The organism is Acinetobacter gyllenbergii CIP 110306 = MTCC 11365, from assembly GCF_000413855.1.
Taxonomy (GTDB): domain Bacteria; phylum Pseudomonadota; class Gammaproteobacteria; order Pseudomonadales; family Moraxellaceae; genus Acinetobacter; species Acinetobacter gyllenbergii.
Genome location: NZ_ATGG01000047.1, coordinates 1 through 25,737, shown reverse-complemented (window position 1 = coordinate 25,737; position 25,737 = coordinate 1). Strand labels below are relative to the sequence as shown.

The 25,737-nt window shown below is 41.7% G+C and carries 25 protein-coding genes, 4 tRNA genes and 1 other RNA gene; 13 read left to right on the top strand and 17 right to left on the bottom strand.

Features of this window, described 5'->3' with window-relative positions:
* The 5 genes from F957_RS21330 to F957_RS02770 all read right to left on the bottom strand — a co-directional run.
* The coding region (locus tag F957_RS21330) for a GTP-binding protein (protein WP_016660498.1) at positions 1–122 on the bottom strand (122 nt) is incomplete at its 3' end.
* 92 nt (positions 123–214) lie between these two features.
* A complete protein-coding gene (fusA, locus tag F957_RS02755; protein WP_016543179.1) occupies positions 215–2,353 on the bottom strand; it encodes an elongation factor G in 2,139 nt (712 codons plus the stop codon).
* Positions 2,354–2,530: 177 nt separating this feature from the next.
* Positions 2,531–3,001 carry a 30S ribosomal protein S7 gene (rpsG, locus tag F957_RS02760; RefSeq protein ID WP_004655203.1) on the bottom strand — a complete coding sequence of 157 codons (471 nt, stop codon included), beginning with the start codon at positions 2,999–3,001 and terminating at the stop codon, positions 2,531–2,533.
* A gap of 160 nt (positions 3,002–3,161) precedes the next feature.
* Entirely contained in the window at positions 3,162–3,536 is a 375-nt protein-coding gene (rpsL, locus tag F957_RS02765) for a 30S ribosomal protein S12 (protein WP_004638184.1), read from the bottom strand.
* Positions 3,537–3,707: 171 nt separating this feature from the next.
* On the bottom strand, positions 3,708–5,048 hold the full coding sequence (locus tag F957_RS02770; RefSeq protein WP_016543181.1) for an EcsC family protein: 1,341 nt from the start codon (positions 5,046–5,048) through the stop codon (positions 3,708–3,710).
* 289 nt (positions 5,049–5,337) lie between these two features.
* On the opposite strand from F957_RS02770, the gene F957_RS02775 reads away from it, so the two are divergent.
* Both F957_RS02775 and hemJ read left to right on the top strand, forming a co-directional pair.
* Complete coding sequence (locus F957_RS02775; protein WP_004805136.1) at positions 5,338–6,567, top strand: beta-ketoacyl-ACP synthase II; 1,230 nt, start codon at positions 5,338–5,340, stop codon at positions 6,565–6,567.
* A gap of 307 nt (positions 6,568–6,874) precedes the next feature.
* Entirely contained in the window at positions 6,875–7,327 is a 453-nt protein-coding gene (gene hemJ / locus F957_RS02780; protein WP_016543182.1) for a protoporphyrinogen oxidase HemJ, read from the top strand.
* A gap of 63 nt (positions 7,328–7,390) precedes the next feature.
* On the opposite strand, the gene F957_RS02785 is transcribed toward hemJ, so the two are convergent.
* Both F957_RS02785 and F957_RS02790 read right to left on the bottom strand, forming a co-directional pair.
* Entirely contained in the window at positions 7,391–7,786 is a 396-nt protein-coding gene (locus F957_RS02785; RefSeq protein WP_016543183.1) for a hypothetical protein, read from the bottom strand.
* Positions 7,787–7,841: 55 nt separating this feature from the next.
* Entirely contained in the window at positions 7,842–8,567 is a 726-nt protein-coding gene (locus tag F957_RS02790) for a hypothetical protein (protein WP_016543184.1), read from the bottom strand.
* A 76-nt stretch (positions 8,568–8,643) separates the two neighbouring features.
* Between F957_RS02790 and F957_RS02795 the strand changes: the two genes are divergently transcribed.
* Positions 8,644–9,180 carry a hypothetical protein gene (locus tag F957_RS02795; RefSeq protein ID WP_016543185.1) on the top strand — a complete coding sequence of 179 codons (537 nt, stop codon included), beginning with the start codon at positions 8,644–8,646 and terminating at the stop codon, positions 9,178–9,180.
* 44 nt (positions 9,181–9,224) lie between these two features.
* Here the strand turns inward: F957_RS02795 and F957_RS21705 are convergent, their stop codons facing one another.
* The gene (locus F957_RS21705; protein ID WP_016543186.1) at positions 9,225–9,386 is read right to left on the bottom strand and encodes a hypothetical protein; all 162 of its coding nucleotides are present in this window, start codon (positions 9,384–9,386) and stop codon (positions 9,225–9,227) included.
* An 849-nt stretch (positions 9,387–10,235) separates the two neighbouring features.
* Between F957_RS21705 and F957_RS02800 the strand changes: the two genes are divergently transcribed.
* On the top strand, positions 10,236–11,861 hold the full coding sequence (locus F957_RS02800; protein WP_016543187.1) for an NAD+ synthase: 1,626 nt from the start codon (positions 10,236–10,238) through the stop codon (positions 11,859–11,861).
* Positions 11,854–12,885: a hypothetical protein gene (locus F957_RS02805; RefSeq protein ID WP_016543188.1), complete on the top strand. Its 1,032-nt coding sequence runs from the start codon at positions 11,854–11,856 to the stop codon at positions 12,883–12,885. Before F957_RS02800 ends, F957_RS02805 begins: the two co-directional genes overlap by 8 nt.
* A gap of 114 nt (positions 12,886–12,999) precedes the next feature.
* On the opposite strand, the gene F957_RS02810 is transcribed toward F957_RS02805, so the two are convergent.
* The 5 genes from F957_RS02810 to coaD all read right to left on the bottom strand — a co-directional run bounded on the left by F957_RS02810 (position 13,000) and on the right by coaD (position 14,616).
* A tRNA-Met gene (locus F957_RS02810) sits at positions 13,000–13,076 on the bottom strand.
* Between the two features lie 263 nt (positions 13,077–13,339).
* Positions 13,340–13,416 (bottom strand) — tRNA-Met (locus F957_RS02815).
* A 61-nt stretch (positions 13,417–13,477) separates the two neighbouring features.
* Positions 13,478–13,833, bottom strand: an RNA gene (gene rnpB, locus F957_RS20985) — RNase P RNA component class A.
* Positions 13,834–13,859: 26 nt separating this feature from the next.
* On the bottom strand, positions 13,860–14,123 hold the full coding sequence (locus F957_RS02820) for a YfhL family 4Fe-4S dicluster ferredoxin (RefSeq protein ID WP_016660590.1): 264 nt from the start codon (positions 14,121–14,123) through the stop codon (positions 13,860–13,862).
* A gap of 1 nt (position 14,124) precedes the next feature.
* Positions 14,125–14,616 (bottom strand): pantetheine-phosphate adenylyltransferase, encoded by a 492-nt coding sequence (coaD, locus tag F957_RS02825; RefSeq protein ID WP_005273330.1) that lies wholly within the window; start codon positions 14,614–14,616, stop codon positions 14,125–14,127.
* A gap of 129 nt (positions 14,617–14,745) precedes the next feature.
* On the opposite strand from coaD, the gene smpB reads away from it, so the two are divergent.
* The gene (gene smpB / locus F957_RS02830) at positions 14,746–15,222 is read left to right on the top strand and encodes an SsrA-binding protein SmpB (protein ID WP_016543190.1); all 477 of its coding nucleotides are present in this window, start codon (positions 14,746–14,748) and stop codon (positions 15,220–15,222) included.
* A 40-nt stretch (positions 15,223–15,262) separates the two neighbouring features.
* Here smpB and F957_RS02835 read toward each other — a convergent pair whose 3' ends face one another.
* From F957_RS02835 to rluD, 3 genes are all read right to left on the bottom strand, one after another.
* Positions 15,263–15,835 carry a flavodoxin family protein gene (locus F957_RS02835; protein WP_016543191.1) on the bottom strand — a complete coding sequence of 191 codons (573 nt, stop codon included), beginning with the start codon at positions 15,833–15,835 and terminating at the stop codon, positions 15,263–15,265.
* An 83-nt stretch (positions 15,836–15,918) separates the two neighbouring features.
* Positions 15,919–16,659 (bottom strand): peptidoglycan editing factor PgeF, encoded by a 741-nt coding sequence (gene pgeF / locus F957_RS02840; RefSeq protein ID WP_016543192.1) that lies wholly within the window; start codon positions 16,657–16,659, stop codon positions 15,919–15,921.
* 135 nt (positions 16,660–16,794) lie between these two features.
* Positions 16,795–17,844 (bottom strand): 23S rRNA pseudouridine(1911/1915/1917) synthase RluD, encoded by a 1,050-nt coding sequence (gene rluD / locus F957_RS02845; RefSeq protein ID WP_032861272.1) that lies wholly within the window; start codon positions 17,842–17,844, stop codon positions 16,795–16,797.
* 71 nt (positions 17,845–17,915) lie between these two features.
* Here rluD and F957_RS02850 point away from each other — a divergent pair, with 71 nt between their 5' ends.
* Together F957_RS02850 and F957_RS02855 are read left to right on the top strand one after the other, a co-directional pair.
* Positions 17,916–19,016, top strand: a complete 1,101-nt coding sequence (locus tag F957_RS02850; RefSeq protein WP_016543194.1) for an outer membrane protein assembly factor BamD — start codon at positions 17,916–17,918, stop codon at positions 19,014–19,016.
* A 126-nt stretch (positions 19,017–19,142) separates the two neighbouring features.
* Complete coding sequence (locus tag F957_RS02855; RefSeq protein WP_016543195.1) at positions 19,143–21,032, top strand: DNA primase; 1,890 nt, start codon at positions 19,143–19,145, stop codon at positions 21,030–21,032.
* Between the two features lie 6 nt (positions 21,033–21,038).
* On the opposite strand, the gene hemA is transcribed toward F957_RS02855, so the two are convergent.
* A complete protein-coding gene (gene hemA, locus F957_RS02860; RefSeq protein WP_016543196.1) occupies positions 21,039–22,322 on the bottom strand; it encodes a glutamyl-tRNA reductase in 1,284 nt (427 codons plus the stop codon).
* Positions 22,323–22,401: 79 nt separating this feature from the next.
* Here hemA and F957_RS02865 point away from each other — a divergent pair, with 79 nt between their 5' ends.
* The 5 genes from F957_RS02865 (at position 22,402) to F957_RS02885 (ending at position 25,735) form a co-directional block, all read left to right on the top strand.
* Complete coding sequence (locus tag F957_RS02865) at positions 22,402–24,120, top strand: tetratricopeptide repeat protein (protein WP_016660589.1); 1,719 nt, start codon at positions 22,402–22,404, stop codon at positions 24,118–24,120.
* 4 nt (positions 24,121–24,124) lie between these two features.
* Positions 24,125–24,706: a lipoprotein insertase outer membrane protein LolB gene (gene lolB, locus F957_RS02870; protein WP_016543198.1), complete on the top strand. Its 582-nt coding sequence runs from the start codon at positions 24,125–24,127 to the stop codon at positions 24,704–24,706.
* Between the two features lie 14 nt (positions 24,707–24,720).
* Positions 24,721–25,551, top strand: a complete 831-nt coding sequence (gene ispE / locus F957_RS02875; protein WP_016543199.1) for a 4-(cytidine 5'-diphospho)-2-C-methyl-D-erythritol kinase — start codon at positions 24,721–24,723, stop codon at positions 25,549–25,551.
* A 1-nt stretch (position 25,552) separates the two neighbouring features.
* Positions 25,553–25,627 (top strand) — tRNA-Gln (locus F957_RS02880).
* A gap of 33 nt (positions 25,628–25,660) precedes the next feature.
* A tRNA-Gln gene (locus F957_RS02885) sits at positions 25,661–25,735 on the top strand.
* Positions 25,736–25,737: the final 2 nt, after the last annotated feature.

The window sequence follows — 25,737 nt, the reverse complement described above, 5'->3', positions numbered from 1 at the left end:
CCGTAAGTTTTTGCACAAATAGTTGCAATCGCAGCAGTTAAAGTTGTTTTACCATGGTCAACGTGACCAATTGTACCCACGTTTACGTGTGGTTTATTACGTTCAAACTTGGCTTTAGCCATGATGATCTTCCTTTATAAACTGCTCATGAGGGTCGCCCATGAGCACTTGGTTTTTTAACTAAATTTAGTTGGGTAATATAGTAATCGAAAGATTACTCGTCGTCACCTTTTTTACCGCCAGCTTGGAACTTAGCGATGATGCCTTCAGCCACGTTACGTGGAGTTTCAGCGTATTTAGCGAATTCCATAGAATACGTCGCACGACCTTGAGACATAGAACGCATTTGAGTTGCGTAACCAAACATCTCAGCCAATGGAACTTCTGCTTTAATTGCTTTTGTTCCACCAGGAAGATCGTCCATACCTTGAACCATACCACGACGACGGTTTAAGTCACCCATGATATCGCCCATGTAGTCTTCTGGAGTTTCTACTTCAACTTTCATGATTGGTTCAAGAAGGATAGGATCAGCTTTCATGAAACCGTCACGGAAAGCGTATGAACCAGCCATTTTGAACGACAATTCATCAGAGTCGACATCGTGGTAAGAACCGTCGAATAATGTCGCTTTGATACCCACAACAGGGTAACCAGCCAATACACCATTCTTCATACGTTCTTGAATACCTTTATCAACCGCACCAAAGAATTCTTTAGGTACAGTACCGCCGACAACTTCTTCAGCGAATTGGTATTCTTTACCAGCTTCTTCAACATCCATAGGCTCTAAACGAACATATACATGACCGAATTTACCTTTACCACCTGTTTGACGAACAAACTTACCTTCTTGTTCAACAGACTTTTTGATCGTTTCACGGTAAGCAACCATTGGTTTACCAATGTTCGCTTCAACACCGAATTCACGCTTCATACGGTCAACGATGATGTCAAGGTGAAGCTCACCCATACCAGCAATAATGGTTTGACCAGATTCTTCGTCTGTACGAACGCGGAACGATGGATCTTCTTTAGCCAAACGACCTAAAGCGATAGACATTTTTTCTTGGTCAGCTTTAGTTTTTGGTTCAACAGCCAATGAAATTACTGGCTCTGGGAATTCCATACGCTCAAGGGTAATGATGTTTTTCTCATCACACAATGTATCACCCGTTGTAACGTCTTTAAGACCTACACACGCTGCGATATCACCTGCACGGATTTCATCAAGATCTTGACGTTCGTTCGCATGCATTTGCACGATACGACCGATACGTTCACGCTTAGATTTAACTGGGTTATAAACCGGATCACCTTGTTTAAGAACACCAGAATAAACACGTACGAAGGTCAAGTTACCTACGAACTTATCGTTCATGATTTTGAACGCAAGTGCAGAGAACGGTGCTTCGTCAGATGCTTCACGAGATGCTTTAGTTTCATCTTTGTCGTCAAGAATACCTTCAATTGCTTTAACTTCTGTTGGAGAAGGCAAGAATTGAATTACAGCATCCAACATACGTTGAACACCTTTGTTCTTGAACGCTGAACCACAAAGCATAACTTGGATTTCAGATGCCAATGTACGTGTACGAAGACCAGCGATGATTTCTTCTTTAGAAAGATCACCTTCTTCTAAGTATTTGTCCATTAACTCTTCAGATGCTTCAGCCGCAGCTTCAACCATCTTAGTACGCCATTCTTGAGAAGTCTCAACGAGGTCAGCAGGAATATCACCGTATTCGAACTTCATACCTTGAGATGCTTCATCCCAGATAATCGCTTTCATTTCGATAAGGTCAACAACACCTGCAAACGTATCTTCTGCACCGATTGGCACAACGATAGGTACAGGATTACCACCTAAACGAGTTTTAACTTGCTCAACAGCACGGAAGAAGTTTGCACCAGTACGGTCCATCTTGTTCACGAATGCTAAACGAGGCACTTTATATTTGTTCGCTTGACGCCATACAGTTTCAGACTGAGGCTGTACACCACCAACTGCACAGTAAACCATGCACGCACCGTCAAGAACACGCATAGAACGTTCAACTTCGATTGTGAAGTCTACGTGTCCCGGTGTATCAATTACGTTGATACGGTGTTGTTGGAATTGGTTAGCCATACCAGACCAGAAACAAGTTGTAGCAGCAGAGGTAATTGTAATACCACGCTCTTGCTCTTGTTCCATCCAGTCCATTGTTGCTGCACCATCGTGTACTTCACCAATTTTGTGAGATACACCTGTGTAGAACAAAATACGTTCAGTTGTAGTTGTTTTACCTGCGTCAATGTGCGCAGAAATACCGATGTTACGGTAATTACTAATTGGGGTTTGGCGAGCCATGATGTCTACATTCCTAAATGTTATATTTAAAACAGGACGCACCAATTAAATTGATGCGCACGAATATCCAAGCAGGCAACTTAAATACCCGCAAAGCCCCCACTTTGGTAAAGAGCGATGTTGAATCGAGCTGCGGTACGCATGAATATTCTCCTGATTAGGGACTGTTTTATCCGCTTAGAAACGGTAGTGAGAGAAGGCTTTGTTGGCTTCAGCCATACGATGCACGTCTTCACGTTTTTTGATCGCTGCACCTTTACCTTCAGCTGCATCAAGCAACTCACCAGCAAGACGTAAAGCCATCGTTTTTTCAGAACGCTTAGCAGCAGCATCTACTAACCAACGCATAGCTAGAGCAGTACGACGGGATGGGCGTACTTCCATAGGTACTTGATAAGTAGCACCACCAACACGGCGTGCTTTTACTTCAACCATAGGACGAACTTTTTCAAGAGTAGTCTCGAAAAATTCAACTGGGTCTACTTTGTTTTTTTCTTGAACGCGGTCTAAAGCACCGTAAACGATACTTTCAGCAATAGATTTTTTACCATCTTGCATTACGTGGTTCATGAATTTAGCGATTGTTTGGCTGCTAAATTTTGGATCTGGAAGGATCTCACGAGCAGCGACTACGCGACGTCTTGGCATTTTAATACACCTAATAATATGACACTTCAGGATAATCCAGCAGTTTGTACAAGTGTCATGTACACGACGCTGGCCTTACTATACGTCGCTTGAATTACAAATCTATGAAGAATTCAAACAAGCGAAACGCTAAAGGGTTGCTTGGGCTAGTTTCCTAGAATTACTTCTTAGGACGCTTAGCACCGTATTTAGAACGTGACTGGTTACGATCTTTAACGCCAGCACAGTCTAAAGAACCACGAACGGTATGGTAACGTACACCTGGTAAGTCTTTAACACGACCACCACGGATAAGAACAACACTGTGCTCTTGTAAGTTATGACCTTCACCACCGATATAGCTAGATACTTCAAAACCTGAAGTTAAGCGAACACGGCAAACCTTACGCATTGCTGAGTTAGGTTTTTTAGGTGTAGTAGTATAAACACGTGTACATACACCACGACGTTGTGGACAAGCCTTCAACGCAGGAACTTTTGATTTTTCAATCAAAGTCGTACGACCCTTACGGATCAACTGATTTGTTGTTGCCATTTGGCAATTCTCCCGTTATTAAACAACCTTAAAAAAAGAAAATAACCTCTTTTTAAGGGCACATAATTGTAAGCTAAGAAGTAAAAATGGTCAACATTGCAAGACAAGGCAAGTGCTGACCATTTCTATAATTTTGTTGCTTTTCGATATTTATGACATCACAACATCATATTAACTGTGTTTTGTGGACGCTGGTTCAATATCAATTGATTTAGTTTCAGTGCCAATTTCAGCCTCACCTTCAGCCAATAATTCATCAGGCTGAGCCTTTAATGCGGGTTGTTGTTCGCTATGCGGATGCTCGACCACATGTTGCTCCGCTAATTGTTGAATACCCTCTTCAACCTTATCATCTACAGAAACCGTAACAGCTGTATGCTCTTTAACTTGAACAGTGACCTTGGTAATCACGGCATTCTGTTCATCAGATGGGGCTTTATTGGTTTCAACGCTGGTCGCACTTAATAAACGTGGACTCTTTTTCGACATCGCTTCGGCTTTAAAATAAGCCTCTAAAGGCGAAAGCTTTTCCTGCGGATGTTCATTCATATAGAAACGCGCCGCACCAAAAACAGATTGAGATTTATGTCCAACGTCTTCTAAAAGTCTCCAACTATAGAAACCACCGAGTGCGGCACCTGCGACTGGGGTCAACTTACCAATCACCGATGCTTGAGGAATACGGTTTAACCAATTCCATTTAAACTGACCGCTTTCATCCACCAGCCACTTTTTCACTAACTCGATATCATTATTCGAGCCTAACAATTGTTGGAACTGCTGCAAATCATGGGTTTCAAGCATTGATTTCAAAGCTTTTAAGGCAAGCAATAAAGTTTGTTTTTCCGCCACCAGACTTAAATCTATTTCTTTAAAGATAAAGGCAACAATGTCTTGATCTGCATCTTCAGCTAAATCAAAACCATGGGAACGACCCGTTTGATAAATCGTTCTGAGCGCCAATACAATCGAAGCAGGAATATCAATCGCCGCACCCCATACGCCTGTCGCACCCGTAATAGCACCTTGAGCTGCTGCGAGCAATTTATTCTGCTCAATCAGGGCTTGACTTAAACGTTGCGAACGCCCCGTATCTTGGGTTAGCTCAATAATATCCTTGACCCCTGCTTCTTCCAGGATTTTTTCAGTCAGAGAACTATTCGAACTAAACTCATTCAACCATTGGAATAAATAATCAGAAACCTTTTCTCCCAAATCAGGCGAGACAAATGACGCCACATTATTCACTCTAGCATAATGACGACCTAACAGCTGATGAGATAGTTTTGGAAACTGCTGACGTAGCATTTGCTGTGGACTCTCATATTTTTCTATTTCAAATGGACTTTTGAAACGTGCTTTGCCTTCAACAATCTGAGTTGAATTTGCAAGTTCTGCACCAGAAGTGGTTGGGGCAACTTGAAGTTTCTGTAATTCAGAACTGAGCTTTTTAGCCACTCCAAAGGCTTGTGCAAATAAACCTGAAGATTGCTTGTTTTTAGATTTTGTCATCAAGTACCTCTGTCGTGTAATCTGTGCATGTCTAGGTAAATACTAGGTTGAATGCAGATTTATCTCAACTTTTATCTGTGTACTTTCATTTCGTTTCGTCACAACATCGCGAATATTTACGAATATTTACACAACTGAAAATAGGCATAAAATTTGCCATAAGAAATAAAAAACCTTTCTGCTATCATGGTGTCATTCACTCATAAGCCATTTTAATCGTTATTTTTCTCCTGACTTGTATTCATAGCGAGATGCACAGGCTTAGTATTACCATAAAAGGGATCTGTAAATGAAACGTGTTGTAATCACTGGTATGGGCATTAACTCATGTATCGGTAACTCTTTAGAAGAGGTCACTCATTCTTTAAAAAATGGAATCTCAGGCACACGTTTAAACCCAACTTATGCAGAACTGAATTTCAAGAGCCATGTCAGTGCAGCCGCTGAACAAGATTTTGATGGCATTGATCGTAAACTCAAACGCTTTATGGGCGTCTGTGCGATGTATGCGTATAACGCAGCTGTCGCAGCTGTTGAACATGCCGGACTGAAACAAGAAGATTTGGCAAACAATCCACGTTACGGTATTGCTGGCGGCTCTGGTGGTAACTCAACTGCATCTGTTGCAGAAATGATCAAACTGTTAGAAGAAAAAGGCGCGCGTAAAATCGGTCCTTTCTTTGTACCTCGCAATATGAGTAATACCATTACTGCGAACGTTGGGGTTGCTTTTAAACTGCAAGGTGTTGCGCACTCAATTACCAGTGCATGCGCAACATCTGCCGATGCCATTGGTTATGCCTACAACCTGATCCAATTGGGCAAACAAGATTTAATGCTTGCCGGCGGTGGTGAAGAAGATCATTGGTCACAAAGCTTATTGTTTGATGCGATGGGCGCCTTATGTTCAAAATATAATGACACACCTGAAACGGCTTCACGTCCATATTCAAAAGACCGTGATGGTTTCGTGATCGCAGGTGGCGGTGGTTTCGTGGTGCTGGAATCGCTTGAACATGCGCAAGCACGTGGTGCTAACATTTTAGCAGAAGTGATTGGCTACGCGGCAAACAGTGATGGTGCTGACATGGTTGCGCCAAGTGGTGAAGGTGCGACACGTTGTATCATCATGGCATTAGATGAAGCAAAACAGCATGGTGTAGAGCAAATTGACTATGTCAACACCCATGGTACTTCAACACCAGCGGGCGACGTGACTGAGCTTAAAGCCATGGAGCGTGCATTTGGTGAAGGACAAGTTCCTCCACTCAGCTCAACCAAGTCAATGACAGGTCATAGCTTAGGTGCAGCGGGTGTACAGGAAGCGATTTACTCAGTATTAATGATGCAAAATGACTTTATTGCGCCAAACATCAACGTGACTGAGCTGGATGAAGGCGCACAAGGTTTCGATATTGTACTTGAAAAGCGTGATGCAAAACTGAATACTGTCATGAGTAACAGTTTTGGCTTTGGCGGCGTAAACGCTTGCCTCATTTTCAAGAAGTGGGATGCGTAGAGGGTCCGTTGACATTTCACAGATGCTTGCGACAGAGGATATTTTTTAGCTAATACAAGGCATGACTTATGAAACTTAGTCATTCTAAGTGATGAACAGCGACTAATGCTGTGAAACATAACGTAGTAGCAGCAAAAAAATATCCCTGTCCCGAAGGGTTATGACTAAAACTTCCCTAAACTTCGTTATGAAACTTGGCAATGGAGTCACCATTGCCTACGTTCCATGCCTTGTTTAAGTCGTTTTAGTCTATAACGCAAGCATAGTTGAAATATCAACACACCCTCACCCCCACTGAGGATTATCGATGGATGCACCTTCTGATGCTTTCTTGTGGGTAAAAGCATTACATATTATTGCTGTAGTGTGTTGGTTCGCTGCATTGTTCTACTTACCACGTCTTTTTGTTTACCATGCCATGAGCGAAGATGCCGTCAGTCATCAACGCTTTGAAGTCATGGAACGTAAGTTGTATCGCGGTATTATGTGGCCGTCCATGATTGCCACACTCATTACCGCCCACTTTCTGGTCGACTGGGGCGATGCAAGCCGACATTATCATGAAGCTTTATGGTTTTACCTCAAAGTCGGTCTGGTCGGTTTATTGGTGATTTACCATTTTGTCTGTGGTTATTACCGTAAAAAACTGATTGGCAACGCTCACTATAAGTCGCACAAGTTCTGGCGCTTTTTTAATGAAATGCCAACCCTAATCTTGTTTGCGGTAGTCATTTTAGTCGTGGTAAAACCTCAGTTTTAACTCAACAGCACTGTTCTTTTTCTAATGCTGTAGCTTAGACTACAGCATTAACCCCAATCCAAACTACAAACAGCTTATCCCCTTCAAGTTTAAAGACACTTGCTCAAAGTGGGTCTCTTTTTTTGTTTTCAAATTTCGATAGCTGACGTCATAAAGAATATAGCCTTGCGACACAAAGGTATATTGTCCTGTCACTTTGCCATCAATCAGCTCATTCATGGTTTTATACACTTCGGGCTGAGCGACTTCACCCATCTCAACCGCTTCAATATGGACTGGCTCAGAAAGCTTGATATTTTTGAGATAAGGATAATACTTAATCGACCGTATCTTTTGATATTCTGGTGAAACCAATAAAATTGATTTTTTGCCATCCGCAAAACAGTAATATTCATTACTTGCATAAGCCTGTACGCACACAGATAAAAATAGGCACAACCATAAAGTTTGTTTCATCATTCATTTCATCTCTTGCTAGCAATGACTGCTCTATATTTCTGCTCTTATCTTCAGATTATAAATATTTCTTTATTCTTAACGGGACTTTGTTGGATAAGCCCAACTTTTTCATTTGATCAGCATACATCCTATAATTTTTTCTGGCTTGCCCTATCCCTTTTAAAGCTAAGTAAGTATCCGCTCGATTTAAGTAAGCCACAGTTCTATTCGGATCTAACTTTATGACATAGTTTAACAATCTTAATGAAGCATCATAATAACCCAGTTGATAAAGAAAAAATGCAGCATCATTTAGCTCGGCTGCCTCCTGTTTTTTATAGGTCGATAATTGGCAATCAATGCTTTTAATAATTTGCTTGATCCCCGATACATCACTTTTATTGACTTGCTTTAATTGCTCCGAGGCTAAATAAGGAAAATAGTTAACCCCATCTTTCCCACCCCCAATATCTGCCATCCACACGGGTGTATGACTTTGTTTATCCCATTGTCCACTGCAACTGTTAGAAATCATGCTGGGTATCGTATCTAAAATCACGTTTCGGTTTTGATCCACAATAAGACATTGCGTCATTTCAGTTTCAGATGCATCCAAGATTGCAGCGTAGTTGTATTGGTTATTTTTATAAGCATCAATGGTTAAGAAAAAAAGCGTGCTATCAGCTTGTAAGGCTTTCAATGATGATCCCGTACAGTTTTTATAGTGCTGTATCCCTAAATCCGCATAAGCTGCGCTGCTCACCCAGCAGAGTGAAAGAACCATTAATTTAATGCTTCGCATACCAAAATTCACCCTGCTCAGTTCACTTTTATTTTAGAATAAACCAGATTTCACGTTTTTCAGATGCCTAGTTCAGATGAACAAACCCTTTCAGCACATGATACAAAGATTAAAAGCTCGATTCATTTCCAGCTTAATCTTTTATCTCAAAATGAATCAATTTCAATATCGTGGTTTGACTTCTGGCGAAATCGAAATGGCGCGTCCCATCTTTGGTCAGTTAATTGATTATACAAAAGTCAAAATTTTTAATATCCCCTATTTACCTTGGCAACCTGTCAATATTTTTATGGCACCCAATGGCAACCTATTCGTCCATCAAAAATATTTCCACGAAGACTACTCAACTTGCTCCATCACCTTGCAGGGAATTTTTATTCACGAATTGGCACATATTTTACAGTTTCAACAGCACACCAATGTGATTGTCAAAGGTGCAATCCTTCAGGCGGGCTATTATCTCAGCTTTAAACACTATAACCCTTATCAATATCACTTGATCCAAGGTAAAGCTTTTTCTAGTTATAATATTGAACAGCAAGGTGATATTGCACGCGATATTTTTTTAAAGCGAATCCCCAATATTATCCTCAAAAATGAAAAAGCCCTGTAATTTGCATTTACAGGGCTTTTTAAGTGAGTAATTCGCACTTGAACTTATGCTGCAGTGCCTTTACCAGTCTCAATTGGGTGTTCATGACTATCATCCATTTCAGTCGAAAAATCTACGCGCATTGCATCCTTAACAATGGTACCTACACGCCCTACACCAATGGCCAAACCAAAGGCAATGACAGGCAATAAAATTGTTGAAACCATAATGGGTTACCTCTTATTAAAATCAATAAATTAAGATTGTTGATCTTGCTCACGGAACATCACTGTCCCAATACGACCAACAACCACTGCTAAACCAAATGCAACCACAGGAAATAATAAAACCGACATTGTCTTTACCTCATGTATGAATCAATCAAAATTGAGCGATCAATTAAACTTGCTGATCTTTTTCTTGGAACATTACGGTGCCTACACGACCAACCACAACAGCCAATCCAAAAGCAATCACAGGAAATAATAAAACGGACATTGTTGTTACCTCTTCATTTTCGTGTTTGAGTACACTGGATTAGCATCAAAGTGTACGCCTGTTCACATTAATTAGGATAATAGCAGTGCACAAATGTACACTCAAGTGTCGCAAAGATATTCCCGATAAACGGTATAAAAAACGCACAACAAATGATAATACAATGAATTAATTGATTTTTTTAAAAAGTACACATGTACTCAATATTCTTATAAAGCAAATAAAGACGTGAAAGTAATTATTTTTTCTCAGATTTTTTATATTTATCGACTCTGTAATTGATGTGTCACACCCAAATGCAAAAATAGCATGAAAAAAACTTTATATTGCTCTATTCAATTTATTCACAATCATGCACCATAATCACGCAAACATTGAGAAATGTTGCTGTTTTATACAGAAAAACTTGTTATTTTTACGCAGAAAAATGTGCATTTAGTATATATTAGTAAACTTGTCATTTTTCTTTAAGATATAAAATGTTTGGCGCCATGATATACACTTGTTTTTAATAACTATACCCATATAAATCAAAAACTTGTATATCAGAACTTGTTAAAACTCAGGATTAGGTTTGAATGAAAAATTTTAAAGTTGCCCTTGCTCAATTCTCTCCGCACATTGGCAATATTGATGCAAATACTCAAAAGATGGTTGAGCAAGCAAATTTAGCGAAACAACAACAGGCTGATTTGATCATCTTCCCTGAGCTTTCTACGCTAGGTTACCCTGCTGAAGATCTATTACTCCGCCCCAATCTACAAAAACGCACTCAAAAAGCGTTTGCCCAACTCAGCGAAGTAAAAGATATCTTGATGGTGTTCGGTTTTGTGCACCAAACTGAGGATGGTCATCGCTATAACTCTGCTGCTGTCATGAAAGATGGGCAAGTTTTAGGGGTTTATAACAAACAAAACCTGCCAAATTATGGCGTGTTTGATGAAAAGCGTTATTTCCAAGAAGGTCACCAACACCTTGTGTTCGAATATTTAGGTCACAAGTTCGGTGTGTTGATCTGTGAAGATGTTTGGTCACTCAATACCGTCAAACAACTCAGCCAGCTGAATGTTGAAACTGTGCTGGTGTTAAATGCTTCACCTTATGAAGTGGGTAAACCACAACACCGTATTCAGACCTTAAATGAACTGGCAAAACAGTTAAATCTCAATTTGATCTATGTCAACCAAGTGGGTGGACAAGATGATTTGATTTTTGATGGCTCAAGTTTTGTGAGCAATAATAATGGTCAATTGGCATTACAAATTGCAAGCTTCCAAGAAGCATTGGCTTATGCTGAATACGATGCTGAACAAAAGCAATATAAAATAAGCGAGGCGATTCCAGCCTTAGAAACCTTTGCCGAGATTTATCAAGCACTGGTCATGGCAACCCGTGATTATGTACAACGTTCAGGCTTCCCTGGTGTGATTCTAGGCTTATCAGGTGGAATTGACTCAGCCCTAACTTTGGCCATTGCAGTCGATGCGATTGGTGCAGAGAAAGTCCAAGCGGTGATGATGCCATATACCTACACCTCACAAATGAGTGTCGAAGATGCGACTGAACAAGCTCGTCGCATGGGTGTGACTTTTGGTATTGCAGAAATTCACCCAATCGTGAATAGCTTTATGCAAACCTTGTTCCCATTCTTTGGCAACTCACCTGCTGACGCGACTGAAGAAAACTTACAAGCACGTACTCGTGGCACGCTATTGATGGGCTTATCAAATAAGTTTGGTAATCTGGTGCTCTCTACAGGCAACAAGTCTGAAATCTCAGTGGGCTATTGCACCCTGTATGGCGACATGGTTGGTGGTTTCTCTGTGCTCAAAGATGTGTACAAAACCATTGTCTTTGAACTGGCAAAATACCGTAACACACTAGAAGAAACACCTGTGATTCCAGAACGTGTCATTACACGTCCACCATCAGCAGAACTACGCCCAGATCAAAAAGATCAGGACTCTTTACCTGCTTATGATGTACTTGATGCCATCTTATATGCTTATATTGAGGAAGATCTCAGCCAAGCAGACATTATCGCCAAAGGTTACCCAACCGAGGTGGTCGAGAAAGTGATTCGTTTGGTTGATCGTAATGAATACAAGCGTCGTCAGGGCGCGATCGGGCCTCGTATTAGTTCACGTGCCTTCAGTCGCGAACGACGCTATCCTATCGTCAACGGATGGACCGCGAATGACTGAAAAAATTGTTTCTGAAAAGTCACAATTACTTGCTCAAGCTTTAATGCTTGAGCAAGTTGCATTTTATAAAAACCAACTCACTACCCAACTTTCTGCTGATTTCTTCCAGCAGTTTATTCAACTCTTTCTCCAACATGCACCCAATATTCAACTTAAGGAAGTGGTTGAACTCGCCCAAATTCAGGCTGTAGTAAAACGCTATGCCTTTGAAATGCAGCTCGGTGCAGGCTTATTAGAATTTATTGGGGAAATTGCTCAAAGACTGCATGTGTTTTCACTGCAATCCTCGGCACAATTACAAGATGTATTCTCAGACCACCAGTTTGAAATGTGGCTGTCCAAGTTTTTAGAGCTGGAAAATATTCGCCATTATTTAAATCAGTTTTTAAAAGAAAGCCCTTCGATTCAGCAACTGTGCCAATACATTGCCACCACAACACTACAAAACAAATTACCGAAACTGTTTGCTCAATCGGATGAAGATCGGATTTCTACAAGCAAATATGAATGGCAACAAAAACTCAAAAGCTTTTCGCATCGCCAACAACAACGTATTGAACAAAAAATTGAAGAAAGCATTGGCCGATTCATTCAAGAACAACTGGTCGATCTCAGCCTACTTTCAAATGACGACCTTGAGAGTCTTGCGCGCAATATCTGGGATGACAACAAAGCTCAGCCCCTCTCCGAATATACCAAACAAGTAACACCACTCGACGTCGAAGAATTCTTTGTCATGATTTATGAGTACTGGAAAGAATTACGCCAGTCCGCCTTCATACAAGATTTGATTTTATACGGTGTTAAAGTATTTTATGACTTCTATAAAGATGAAAGTCTAGCAGATGTCTTCACGGCAATTGGCTTGGAAGAAACCGATCTGCTGAATGAGGCTGTACGATTCTATCCAAAAGTTGTGAAAGCATTAGATGAGCACGGCGTATTAGAACCGATCATTACGTTGATCCTAAAACCGTTCTATGAAAGCCCACAAACCCTAGCCACCATCGAAAAGCATCTATAAAAAATAAAGCCTGTAAATGAATCACTCATTTACAGGCTTTTGCATGTCTGGTGTATTATTTTTTCAAGCAAAATCTAGATAAAAAGAAACCACGCAGGAGCGTGGTTTTTAAAATGGTGGCTATGACGAGACTTGAACTTGTGACCCCCGCATTATGAGTGCGGTGCTCTAACCAACTGAGCTACATAGCCGTAAACTGTGTGCGCATTATCTAGTGTTCCGCATAGCGGGTCAAGTCTATCGCCTTGAAAATATAGAATATATGAACAGTTTTTAGGCTTTTAATCTTCAATTGATCAAATTTCAACACATCTATGCCTCAACCACGAAATTGAGTCATGACTGAGCTGCTATTCAAATAAACATAATCAAAAACTTCGCATCAAAAAGATTGTTTTAAAGTTTACAAAAACTGCAGACAAAAAGAGACCACGCAGGAGCGTGGTCTATAAAATGGTGGCTATGACGAGACTTGAACTTGTGACCCCCGCATTATGAGTGCGGTGCTCTAACCAACTGAGCTACATAGCCGAAAACTGTGGGCGCATTATCTTAACTTTCAATACACACGTCAAGCACAATTTTAAAAAATTTAAGAAGTGGGCCTATAAGCCGGGTTCTGTCGAGGACGATCATTCCTCTAGGCGTACAATCACTCATACGCTCAAGCGACCTACCCGAATCCAGCACGGGCCGTGCCTCAGGATTCCTATTTGGTCTTGCTTCTGGTGGGGTTTACCTTGCCGTGAACTGTTACCAGACACGCGGTGCGCTCTTACCGCACCCTTTCACCCTTACCTCACGAATGAGGCGGTCTACTCTCTGCTGCACTTGCCGTCGGCTTTCGCCGCCCAGGCGTTACCTGGCACCTTGCCCTATGAAGCCCGGACTTTCCTCCCCTGTTTCAGTCACGGAGACCTCCACAGCAGCGACCGTCCAGCCCACTTCGTGGCGCATCTTATCAAAGTTCGCCGTTAATTGCTCGTATTTTTTTGCCCAGTCAACTTTTTGTATTTCGCCATCAAGTCATCATGCGATTCGACATGTTGGGGATCGAGCGGAATACAATCAACAGGGCAAAATAACTGACACTGTGGCTGATCATGGTGACCGATGCATTCTGTACAGAGTGCAGGATCGATCTCATAAATCAGCTCACCCATATAAATGGCTTCATTGGGACAAACAGGTTCACAGACATCACAGTTAATGCATTCATCTGTAATATATAAGGACACGCTACCAACCTTGTTGATGTTTACGTTCAAAGGCCTCAACCACAACGGCAGGCACAAATTTGGTCACATCACCTTTTAAGCGAGCAATTTCTCTTACCAATGTCGATGAGATAAATGAATATTGCTCAGATGGAGTTAAAAATACCGATTCAAAATGTGGATCAAGCTGACGGTTCATATTCGCCAGTTGAAATTCATATTCAAAATCTGAGATTGCTCTTAAACCTCGGAGTACAGCTGTTGCATGCTGTTCACGGAAAAAGTTGACCAATAGGCCATCAAAACCAACAAACTCAACATTGTTTAAATGACTCAATGATGCTTTTGCTAATTCAACACGCTCTTCTAAACTAAACACTGGATTTTTATGATGACCAATCGCAATTGCAACCACAACTTCATCAAACATTTTTGATGCTCTTGCAACTAAATCAACATGTCCATTGGTTATTGGATCGAAAGTCCCCGGATAAATCACACGTGTTTTAGACATGCGTTGTACTCTAGTTAATGAGATAAGGCGTGTATTTTAACAAATGCTGGCTCTAAATGCGAAATTCCTAAACATTGGAAAAAGGTTGCGTTTTACGGCACAATAGAGCCAATTGTGGAAGTTTAAATTATGGCGCAAGCAACAGTTGTAAAAAAACATAATGGTGGCACGATTGCTCAAAATAAAAGAGCGCGCCACGATTACTTTATCGAAGAAAAATTTGAAGCAGGCATGTCCCTACAAGGTTGGGAAGTAAAATCCCTACGTGCTGGGCGTATGAGCTTGACTGAAAGTTATGTCATTTTTAAAAATGGTGAAGCTTTTTTATTGGGCTCACAAATTCAGCCCTTGTTGTCTGCCTCAACTCATGTGGTTCCAGAAGCAACACGTACGCGTAAATTACTGCTCTCTCGTCGTGAGCTAGAAAAGCTTTTGGGTGCAGTGAATCAAAAAGGCTATTCATGTGTACCTTTGGCATGTTATTGGAAAGGCCATTTGGTCAAACTTGAAATTGCACTGGTGAAAGGTAAGCAATTACATGACAAGCGTGCCACTGAAAAAGACCGTGACTGGCAACGTGATAAATCTCGTCTGCTGCATAAGTAATAAAAAAACCTCCAATTGGAGGTTTTTTTATCATTCTTAATTAAATAGGAATATGTTTTAACCGTAACTCCGCCAAGTATTTCCCAAACTTGCGCGCAGTTTCCAGATCCCCTTCGGGTGGTGTCACTTCCACACTGGCATTATCCGACTGGGTCATCAATCCTAAAAAGCTCGACATACGGTTAATATCTGAAGAGCTTCTGCCTGTTGGCATAAACGGTAAACCTGCCCACAACATGCCATGTTGCATCGCAAATAAATTAATTTGCTGTAGCACAGCCAGCTTATCGCCACTGAGACCACCACCATTGGTAAAACCAGCGGCCAATTTTCCCTGCCAGGTACGCGCCAACCAACGTTTAGAAGAATCCTCCATAAACTGCTTCAGCGCAGAGGTGAGACTTCCCATATAGGTCGGACAGCCCATCACAATCACATCGGCTTGGTCGAGTAAATCCCATTGGGGTGCAGCCACAGAAAGTAGATGTACTTCCGCACCTGCCTGCTCCGCACCCTGAGCAATGTATTGCGCAACTTTGGCCGTATGTCCATAAGGACTATGATAGACCACACAAACTTTAACTTGGGAACTAACTTGTTCAATCACAGACATGGAAAATTTAAAAACCAATGAATTAGATCAAGTTTAACATTTTTAAAGGCTACAAGGCGAATCAAGCATGCCAAGAATGTCTTTTACTGCATAAATACCAGCGTTGCCATCCGTCCCGTTTTTGCATCACGGCGATAAGAAAAATAGTCTTGGGCCTGTTGATAAGAACACTGATCTCCACCCAAAACAGTCTTGACACCTAAGCGATTAAGAATAAAGCCAGCAATCGCATATAAATCAGCTTGGTATTTCCCTTCAACTTGACCCGCAATAAATGCCGAAGCCAATTCAGGGTATTTGTCACAGAAAGCTGCTTTTACTTCAGCACCAACTTCAAAGCAAGGTTGGCTAATGGCAGCACCTAACCACGCCCAAGTGGGTTGAGACTGCATTTCAGCCACTGTATTTTCGACAATGCCATTAGCCAAGCCACGCCAACCAGCATGTAAATTGGCAACTTCTGTCCCTTCGGCATTACCCAAAACCACAGGCAAGCAATCAGCCGTCATCATCATTAAGGCATGACCTGCTTTTTGGGTGACCAAAGCATCGCCTTCAAGAGCTACAAATGGAATCTGTTCATTGATGGTATGACAAATAGTGCTATGTGTTTGCGTCATCCATGTAATTTTATCCACGCCAAATGCAGATAACTGATTCAGTAATAACATGCGATGCTGCTGAACACGTTGCGCATCATCATTGACATGCAAAGCCAAATTAAATCCGGATAGATTTTGATTGGATGTTGCAATGCTCTGAGGATGTTCAATCCGTGTTTGAGCCACATAGACCCCTTTCGGCAGACCTTGTACAAATTCCATAAATATCTCCTGAACTATATTGTCTACCGTCAACCTCTCCTAAAAAGAGAGGGAATTTAAAGCACTATAAGGCATTGAATTCACGAATGTCTTCCTCCCTTAAGGAGGAAAATTTAGAGGAAGGTGACGCTTTACTTAATACGCTTCATTTTCACTACGCAGGACTTCAAGCAATTGGGTAAAGTCTTCTGGCCACGGTGCTTCAAACATCATTTCCTCACCCGTACGAGGATGTACCAACCCCAACTTTGCAGCGTGCAAGGCTTGTCGTTTAAAACTACGCAACATATCCGTCAGTTTTTCTGAAGCACCTGCGGGGAAACGCACACGATTGACATACACTGGATCACCCACCAAACCATGACCTAGATAGCTAAAATGCACGCGGATCTGATGGGTACGACCTGTTTCCAGCTGCGCCTGAACGCGCGTAAAGTCACGGAAGCGTTCTTTCACGTTGTAATGCGTTACTGCATCACGTCCGCCTGGTAAAATCGCCATTTTGATGCGATCGACAGGATGGCGTTTGATCGGTTCATCAATGGTGCCACCCGCAATGATGTTGCCATAAGCAATCAAATCATAAACACGGTAAACCGTTTTCTTAGCCAATTGCTTGCTGAGTGAGAATTGTGCTTCTAGATTTTTCGCAACCACCAATAAGCCACTGGTGTCCTTATCAATACGATGCACCAAACCTGCGCGAGAAAGCTCAGCTAATTTTGGGGCATGATAAAGTAAGGCATTGACTAAAGTTCCAGTTGGATTACCAGCGCCTGGATGAACCACCATGCCGACTTCTTTATTGATGACAATAATATCGTCATCTTCATAGACAATATTTAAGGGGATATTTTCTGGCTGGCTCGAGGTTTGCGCTTCAAGTTCGACTTCAAGCGTGAGCAGTTCATTCCCTTCACAGCGGTACTTGGGCTTAACAATGTTACCATTTACCAACAGATGACCATCTTTCATCCATTGCTTGAGTTTTTCACGAGAAAACTCGCTCCAAACCATTGCGGCAACCTGATCAATACGTTGACCTAAATAGTTTTCATCAAGTTGAATTTGCAACGATAAACGTGTTGCAGTTGAGTCGGAATTATGATTATCTGCATCGACAGAATCTTCGAGTAAGAAATCTGTTTCAGAGAAGTTTGAATTGGAAGATTGTGCTGAAGTCATTTGATGATCGGTACAAAAATGGTTTAATAGCACCATTGTAGCTCATTGCCCAGAATAACAGAGGAGTTTTTATGTCGCTACCACGTTATAAAATTACGGTGCTTGCACTATCTTTAGGTGTAGCGTCTGCATTTGTGGGCTGTAGCAGCAATCCAAGTAAGAAAGAAGTGGTTGATAAAGGACCACAATCGAGTGAACAAGTTTATTTTGAAAAAGCGATAAAATCACTTGAACGCAACCAATATACCGATGCAGTCAAGTCACTTGAAGCTTTAGATACCTATTATCCAACGGGGCAATATACGCAACAAGCTCAACTTGAGCTGCTTTATGCGAAATTTAAACAAAAAGATTATGAAGGTACGATTGCACTTGCAGATCGTTTCATTCGTTTAAATCCACAACATCCCAATGTCGATTATGCCTACTATGTTCGTGGTGTAGCCAACATGGAAATGAACTACGATAGCTTGATTCGTTATACTTCTTTACAGCAATCACACCGTGATGTGAGCTATGTCAAACTGGCTTATCAAAACTTTGTCGAATTAATCCGTCGCTTCCCAAGTAGTCAGTATTCTGTCGATGCAGCACAGCGCATGAAATTTATCGGTCAAGAATTGGCTGAAAGCGAAATGAATGCTGCACGTTTCAACATTGAGCGTAAAGCATGGCTAGCAGCAGCTGAGCGTGCACAATGGGTAATTGAACATTATCCGCAAACACCTCAAACACCTGAAGCTTTAGCCACTTTGGCGTATAGCTATCAAAAGTTGGGCGATCAAGCGACTGCTCAACAATATATTGAGATTTTAAAACTCAATTATCCAAACTTGGTCAAATCGAACGGTGAAGTGAATTTACGTGCTGCACGTAAAGAAGGCAGTTGGGTCAACCGCGCTACACTCGGTTTACTCGGACGTGAATCAAAAACTGTACAAGTTAAAGATGAAGCAAAAGGCGATACTGAACAACGTAGCCTCACCAATCGTCTCAGCTTTGGCTTATTAGGTAAGCCTGAAGCTGAACAAGCCACACCTGCTCCAGTGGTAGCACCTGAAGCACCAGCAGCAACCACGGAAAATAAACCGAGTTGGAAAAACCGTTTAAGCTTTGGCCTACTCGATAAGCCAGAAGCGAGCAATACATCTGAGGACGATGCTGCAAACTAATTTGCAATCACCTGATACATCAAACAGGCAAGTCTCCCTTGCCTGTTTTTTATTTTATGCAACAATGATTCCTGACATTTTGCAGTGCAAAATGTTCTACTCCCCGTCTTAAATGGTTAAACACACATGGCAATTCCACAACATACGATTGATCAAATTTTAGATCGAACCGACATCGTCGATTTGATCGGTCAGCGTGTGAAGTTAAAAAAGACGGGACGTACTTATTCGGGCTGTTGTCCTTTCCATCAAGAAAAATCACCCTCTTTCCATGTTTATCGTGATAAGCAATATTTTCATTGCTTCGGCTGTCAGGCCAACGGCAATGCCATTCGCTTCTTGATGGATATTGATGGTCGTAATTTTGTCGATGTGATGAAAGAACTGTCGAATAAGACAGGCATCGAACTCCCCAAAGACAATCAGGACAATAAAAAACTCTCTTATAGACGTAGCCCTCAGCAAGTTGCGGCTCCACAGCCAACAGTTGTACCTGTAGTCGAGAATGCCGTCCCCGCACCTGCGACTGAGGAATTTATCGACGGACATTTTGTCGATATGGATCGTTATATGGATGATCCTTTTGCCCAGTTCGATCCCTCATTCAATATTATCGATGAACAGGTACAGGAAGGTAATCTTTACGATTTATTGGAAAATGTAGCGCAATTCTACGAACGCCAACTCCCAAATAGTCAAAAGGCACAGAACTATTTTAAACAGCGTGGCTTATCCACACAGACCATTCAATTTTGGCGTTTGGGTTATGCCCCTGAAGACTGGCAGCATTTAGAAAAAGCCTTTCCGCAAGATATTGAAGGTTTAAAACAACTTGGCTTGATTCGTTCCAGTGACAGTGGTCGAGATTTCGATTTATTGCGTGAACGTGTCATCTTCCCGATTCGCGATCATAAAGGTCGTGTGGTGGGTTTTGGTGGTCGTGCCTTAAACGATGAGATTAAACCCAAATATATCAACTCTCCTGATTCGGAAGTATTCCATAAGAACCAATTGCTTTATGGCTTATACGAAGGCCGTAAACTCAAAGCCAATGACTGGTTGATGGTCGAAGGTTATATGGACGTGATTGCGTTGCAGCAATATGGCATCAATGGTGCGGTGGCAACTCTAGGAACCGCCAGTAATGCTGATCACTTAACCACCCTGTTTAAACAAAATTCTCGAATTACCATTGCCTTTGATGGAGATGCCGCAGGTCAAAAAGCGGCACGACGCACCTTGGAAATTGCACTACCACTACTCAATGATGGTCGAGAATTAAAATTCTTTGTGCTTCCGAATGAGCACGATCCTGACTCCTTGATTCGTCGTGAGGGCTTAGAAAACTTCCAAAAACTCTTACAACAAGCACCACTGTTATCTGACTTTGTGTTTGCCCACCTAACAGGACAGCATGATGTCAGTACGCCAGAAGGTAAAAGTCTGGTGATGGGTGAACTACGTGAATTAACGGAGTTGTTACCTAAACATGGCTCATTTCGTTATCTACTGAGTCAGTCTTTCCGTGAGAAGCTCGGTCTGGGCAAACGCTTTACCCCGCAAATCAGCCACGATGCCTCTTTATCTTTTAATATTCAAACCAAAGATGAAGATTTTGCCGTGGCGATTTTAATGCACCACCCCTTTCTATATATTCATTTTGAAGAACTGCGTGCGGTGATTGATCAAAATGAACTGTTGGCCAAGATTCTGGCAGCACTGAATATTGTGTTTGATGACTTGCCAGATGATCAGGAGTTGGCAACTTATTATGTACTGGGTGCATGTAGCAGTTATAGCCATGAACTGGCGGATATCATGCAACGAACCAATATTCAATCACTAACCCAAGCACCTGAAATAGCAGATAAACTGGCGAAAGAGTACGCCTTAGGCCTACAAGAGAAATATTTGCGTTTAAAGCTCAAATCACCCATTTCTTTGATTGAGTCACGTAATTTGCGTCAACAACTAAATGAGTTGACCAAACAGATTAGCTTGCGTTTATTGTCATAACGATGATTACTGACGTGGCTTCCGCTCATGTTCAAACACATCTTGCAGATGCTGCTGTAGCCATTCGAAATAATCTGGATTTTCAGCTTTTGCCGCTTCTCTCAGTAAAATCGAAGTGGGATGCATCAGCTTTTGCGTCAGACGATGCGCAAACTCTTGCATCACCTGTTCTGCTGCATGACCATGTTGCAGTGCTTCCAAAGCATGCGCCAACTCTTTTTGGCTGACTTCTTCACTATGTTGGCGATATGCCTGAATGGTACCACTGGCTTCTTTGACTTTTTGCTGGGTCATCAATTGGGTCGCCAATTGATTCACCATAATTTCAGCTTCAACCGCGGCCTGACGACGTTGTGCCAGATTCTCATCAATCACGCTTTGTAAGTCATCAACACCATACAAATAGACGTTATCCAATGATTCGACTTTGGGGTCAATATCACGTGGAACAGCTAAATCGACCATCAACATCTGTTGATAACGGCGCTTTTTAAGGGCTACTTTAACGTCTGAATATTCAATCACTTGATGCAAACTACCTGTACAACTTGAGACCACATCCGCTCTATGCAAGTTTTGTGCAAGTTCTGCAAAAGGAATGATTTCCACATCAACTTGATGGGCAATCTCTTGGGCCAAAAGATCAGCACGCTCTCGACTACGGTTACAAATCAAGATCTTCGCCACACCCATTTCTGCCAGATGTTTGGCAACCAGACTATTCATTTCACCTGCTGCGACCACCATCACCGTCAGTTTTTCAGTATGACTAAACACCTGAGAAGCCAACTGCGCAACCGCATAACCCATTGAAACAGCATGACTTCCTACGGAAGTTTCAGAACGGACACGCTTTGCCGCATAAAATGCATATTCAAATACGCTGTTTAATTCTGGCGAAACGGTTTCTGCATCTTTGGACAGCGCCAATGCACTTTTCACCTGCCCCAAAATTTGTGGCTCACCCAGCATCAGCGAGTCTAAACCACTGGCAACACGCATCAGATGTGTAACTGCTTGGGCATTCTCGTAACGATAAACATGATGAATTAACTGTTTTACATCAATATTATTCACTTGGGCCAGCCAAGTCAGAACGCTATCCGCATCTTCTGTCATGGCATAGACTTCGGTGCGGTTGCAGGTTGACACCACCACCAGATCATTCAGCGATGAATGTTGGTTTTGTTCAAGCAATAGCGCAGCTAATCGCTCTGCATTGAAAGCAATTTGTTCGCGAAGTTCAACAGAAGCTGTTTGATGGTTGACGCCCAATGCAAAGAAAGACATATCAGATCATCATTTCGCTAAATTTATGTTATTGTGCAACATCGGTGTCATAAAAAGCATTACTTTGGATCAATAAAAATTGCGTCAGCTATATCGCCGTACCCTTTTTAGCGGCAAGACGATTAGACGGTATTCTACCACAATCTTGTTGTTAGGTAGCATGAGCTCTTATGTCTCTGCACAAGCAATACACGACATGTATGCAGACAAGAGTTTTGAGCATGCGCTACAACAAAGCATGGTGGCTGAATTTTCCCTTGCTTATGATGATATTGCAACCGCATTACACAATTATACGGTACTTGCGATTCGCAGTAATTCAACCACAATCAAACAGCGCGCCCTAGACATTGCATTAGAATACAATGACTTGCAATCAGCCTTAAACATTGCCACGCATTGGGTTGAACAAGAACCGAAAGATGTTCCCGCACTGTTTTATTTGTCTCATATTGCCCTCAAGACTCATGAATATGAGTTGGCAGCAAAAACACTAGATAAGATTCTTAATATTGACCCCACCGCCGATCTAGAAGAAATTTTAGCGGGGATTGCGCCTGAACAAGCTCAGGATCGCGAGATTTTACTAAATGCCCTACGTGCCAGCGAAGAACGAAATAATCCTTCGATTCTGGCCTTGATTGCAGGTTTAGAAGCACAAGATGGCTTGTATGAACAAGCTCTCAACAACATCAATCGTGCATTGCGCAAACGCTCAAAATCGACCAGTTTTATTCTAATGAAAGCCAACTTATTAATGGCTTTGCAGAATGATGAAGAAACGAAAGAATGGTTTGAAAAAGCCAGCCGTAAAAATAAAAATAATGTTGATGTTCGGATGGCGGAAGCGCGTTATTACATTCAAATCAATCAACAGCAACAAGCCCTCGATAAGCTTGAAGATATTATCAAAGACCATCCCAAGGCAGAAGAAGCCTTGTTCATTGCAGGCTTAACCAGTATTGACTTAAAGCAATACGAAAAAGCTGAGCAATATCTGGTTGAATTACGTTCATCGGCAAAATATCAGAATGAAGCCTATTACTACCTTGCGATCAATGCGCAACGTAAACAGCATTATGAAACCGCAAAAGCCTATTATCGTCTGGTGGATGGGAGTTTATATATTGTTTCGCGACGCAATATGATTTCGATTTTTGAGAAACAAGGGCAACTGAATGATGCCTTACGTTTCTTGACGCAGGAACGAGTCAACTACCCTCAACATGCCAGCTTTCTGTATCAGGCACAGGCCGATATTTTAAAGAAGATGGATAATAAAAAGGCAGCTTTGGCCTTACTAGATGAAGCGATTAAGAGTCTACCTGACGATCCAGAATTGATTTATGCCGAGGTGTTATTACTCGATCCTTATACTGATCGTGATAAATTAGACAAAACGCTCAAGCAACTTTTAGCTATTGAGCCAAACAGCCCAACCTATCTGAATGCCTATGCCTATACCTTAGCGCTGCAAAATCGTCGTCTCAAAGAGGCACGAAAATATGCCGAATTAGCACTGGATTTTGCCCCTGAGCAAGCCTCAATTCTCGATACTTTGGGCTATATTGCCTTCCTGCAAAATGATTTTGATACCGCCGCCAAAGTCTTAGGCCAAGCCTATTCATTGAGTGAAAATGTGAATATCGGCATTCGTTATGCCAAAGCATTGTATATGCAAGGCGCACTCACGCAATTTAGCGAGGTGTTACAGCAATTGAAACAAAAACATGCCAATGCCCCACAATTACAACAACTTGATAGCTTAATCTTACCCATCACCGTAAAAAAGAGTTAAATCCATGCGCTTGTTTTCAAAATTATGCGTCGCGGTATGTAGCAGCAGCGTTTTATTATTAACGGGCTGTCAACATTTCAGCCAGCCAAATAAAGTCGTGACTTCCCCTCAAGTGCAAGATGAAAACAACTTTAGCCTGCAAGGTAAAATTGGTGTCCGCACCCCTCAACAATCTGGCAGTGCTTTTTTTACATGGGTACAGCAACAAGATCAGTTTGATATTGAGCTCACTGGAATTTTAGGCGTGGGTAAAACCCAAATTGAAGGGAAACCAGGGCAAGTGACCTTAAATAGTGCCAAAACAGGCCTGATTACGGCTGAAACACCTGAAGAATTACTTGAGAAAGCGACAGGTTGGCAAGCTCCAATTATGCATCTTGCCTACTGGGTACAAGCTAAGCCAGCCACTCAAAATGCCCAAACCAGTAAAGATGAAAGTAACCGTTTAAAGCAATTGGTTGAAGATGGCTGGACGGTTGATTTTAGCTATAATGATGCGCAACCCCTTCCCAATAAACTTTTGTTGAAGCAAGCGCTTGCCGATGACAAAGAAAACCGTATTACAATGGTTATTCAAAACCGATAATTTAGATTGTTTATATGATTAGAGTGCCTTCTCCTGCCAAATTGAATTTATTTCTGCATATCACGGGTCGTCGTGACAATGGTTATCATGAATTACAGACCATTTTTCAACTGATTGATTTATATGATTGGATGACGTTTGAACCGATTGCAGAGCCAACAATTCAAATTGAGGGTCTAAGCGAAGTCACTCTTGAACAAAACTTAATCTATCGTGCAGCACAACTGCTCAAACCTCATGCGAAAAAAATCTGTGGTTTGAACATAACCATTGAAAAAAATATCCCAATGGGTGCAGGACTCGGTGGCGGATCATCCAATGCCGCCACCACCCTGCTTGTGCTCAATCAACTCTGGCAATGCGATCTAAATGAGCAACAATTGGCCGAGTATGCTGTGCAACTGGGTGCGGATGTTCCCATCTTCGTTTTAGGTCGAAATGCATGGGCCGAAGGCATCGGGGAACATTTATCATTCATAGACTTAGCTCAAAAAAAATTCATAATCCTAAAACCTGACTGTTTTATCAGCACTCAACAGCTTTTTTCGCAAAAAACATTGACAAGAGATTCTAAGATCACTACATTTTGCGCCTATCAGATAGAACCTTCTAAATTTGGAAATAACTTTGAACCTCTGGCTCGACAGTTATATCCTGAAGTAGAAGAAGCAATGCAATATTTAGATCAGTTTGGTCTAGCAAAGCTTACAGGTACAGGTGCTTGTGTTTTTACTGAAGTAACCAATGAAATGGATATAGAGCAAATTTTGCAAAACGCGCCTTGTAAAGCTTACTTGGTCAATAGTTTAGCAGAATCACCTCTTAGACATTTTAAAGTTACCTGATAGGGGCGTCGCCAAGTGGTAAGGCACCGGGTTTTGATCTCGGCATCCGTTGGTTCGAATCCAGCCGCCCCTGCCAATTTTCATCTGTAGATAGATATATGTAATATATAGGGGCGTCGCCAAGTGGTAAGGCACCGGGTTTTGATCTCGGCATCCGTTGGTTCGAATCCAGCCGCCCCTGCCATT

Excerpts from the sequence above, each read along its gene's own strand:
- F957_RS02835 (WP_016543191.1), bottom strand. The coding sequence starts at position 15,835 with ATGTCTGTGATTGAACAAGTTAGTTCCCAAGTTAAAGTTTGTGTGGTC.
- rluD (WP_032861272.1), bottom strand. The coding sequence starts at position 17,844 with ATGACTTCAGCACAATCTTCCAATTCAAACTTCTCTGAAACAGATTTC.
- fusA (WP_016543179.1), bottom strand. The coding sequence starts at position 2,353 with ATGGCTCGCCAAACCCCAATTAGTAATTACCGTAACATCGGTATTTCT.
- F957_RS02800 (WP_016543187.1), top strand. The coding sequence starts at position 10,236 with ATGAAAAATTTTAAAGTTGCCCTTGCTCAATTCTCTCCGCACATTGGC.
- F957_RS02770 (WP_016543181.1), bottom strand. The coding sequence starts at position 5,048 with ATGACAAAATCTAAAAACAAGCAATCTTCAGGTTTATTTGCACAAGCC.
- F957_RS02785 (WP_016543183.1), bottom strand. The coding sequence starts at position 7,786 with ATGATGAAACAAACTTTATGGTTGTGCCTATTTTTATCTGTGTGCGTA.
- coaD (WP_005273330.1), bottom strand. The coding sequence starts at position 14,616 with ATGTCTAAAACACGTGTGATTTATCCGGGGACTTTCGATCCAATAACC.
- smpB (WP_016543190.1), top strand. The coding sequence starts at position 14,746 with ATGGCGCAAGCAACAGTTGTAAAAAAACATAATGGTGGCACGATTGCT.
- rpsL (WP_004638184.1), bottom strand. The coding sequence starts at position 3,536 with ATGGCAACAACAAATCAGTTGATCCGTAAGGGTCGTACGACTTTGATT.
- hemA (WP_016543196.1), bottom strand. The coding sequence starts at position 22,322 with ATGTCTTTCTTTGCATTGGGCGTCAACCATCAAACAGCTTCTGTTGAA.
- rpsG (WP_004655203.1), bottom strand. The coding sequence starts at position 3,001 with ATGCCAAGACGTCGCGTAGTCGCTGCTCGTGAGATCCTTCCAGATCCA.
- F957_RS02775 (WP_004805136.1), top strand. The coding sequence starts at position 5,338 with ATGAAACGTGTTGTAATCACTGGTATGGGCATTAACTCATGTATCGGT.
- F957_RS02805 (WP_016543188.1), top strand. The coding sequence starts at position 11,854 with ATGACTGAAAAAATTGTTTCTGAAAAGTCACAATTACTTGCTCAAGCT.
- F957_RS02855 (WP_016543195.1), top strand. The coding sequence starts at position 19,143 with ATGGCAATTCCACAACATACGATTGATCAAATTTTAGATCGAACCGAC.
- hemJ (WP_016543182.1), top strand. The coding sequence starts at position 6,875 with ATGGATGCACCTTCTGATGCTTTCTTGTGGGTAAAAGCATTACATATT.
- pgeF (WP_016543192.1), bottom strand. The coding sequence starts at position 16,659 with ATGGAATTTGTACAAGGTCTGCCGAAAGGGGTCTATGTGGCTCAAACA.
- F957_RS02850 (WP_016543194.1), top strand. The coding sequence starts at position 17,916 with ATGTCGCTACCACGTTATAAAATTACGGTGCTTGCACTATCTTTAGGT.
- F957_RS02795 (WP_016543185.1), top strand. The coding sequence starts at position 8,644 with ATGAACAAACCCTTTCAGCACATGATACAAAGATTAAAAGCTCGATTC.
- lolB (WP_016543198.1), top strand. The coding sequence starts at position 24,125 with ATGCGCTTGTTTTCAAAATTATGCGTCGCGGTATGTAGCAGCAGCGTT.
- F957_RS21705 (WP_016543186.1), bottom strand. The coding sequence starts at position 9,386 with ATGGTTTCAACAATTTTATTGCCTGTCATTGCCTTTGGTTTGGCCATT.
- ispE (WP_016543199.1), top strand. The coding sequence starts at position 24,721 with ATGATTAGAGTGCCTTCTCCTGCCAAATTGAATTTATTTCTGCATATC.
- F957_RS02790 (WP_016543184.1), bottom strand. The coding sequence starts at position 8,567 with ATGCGAAGCATTAAATTAATGGTTCTTTCACTCTGCTGGGTGAGCAGC.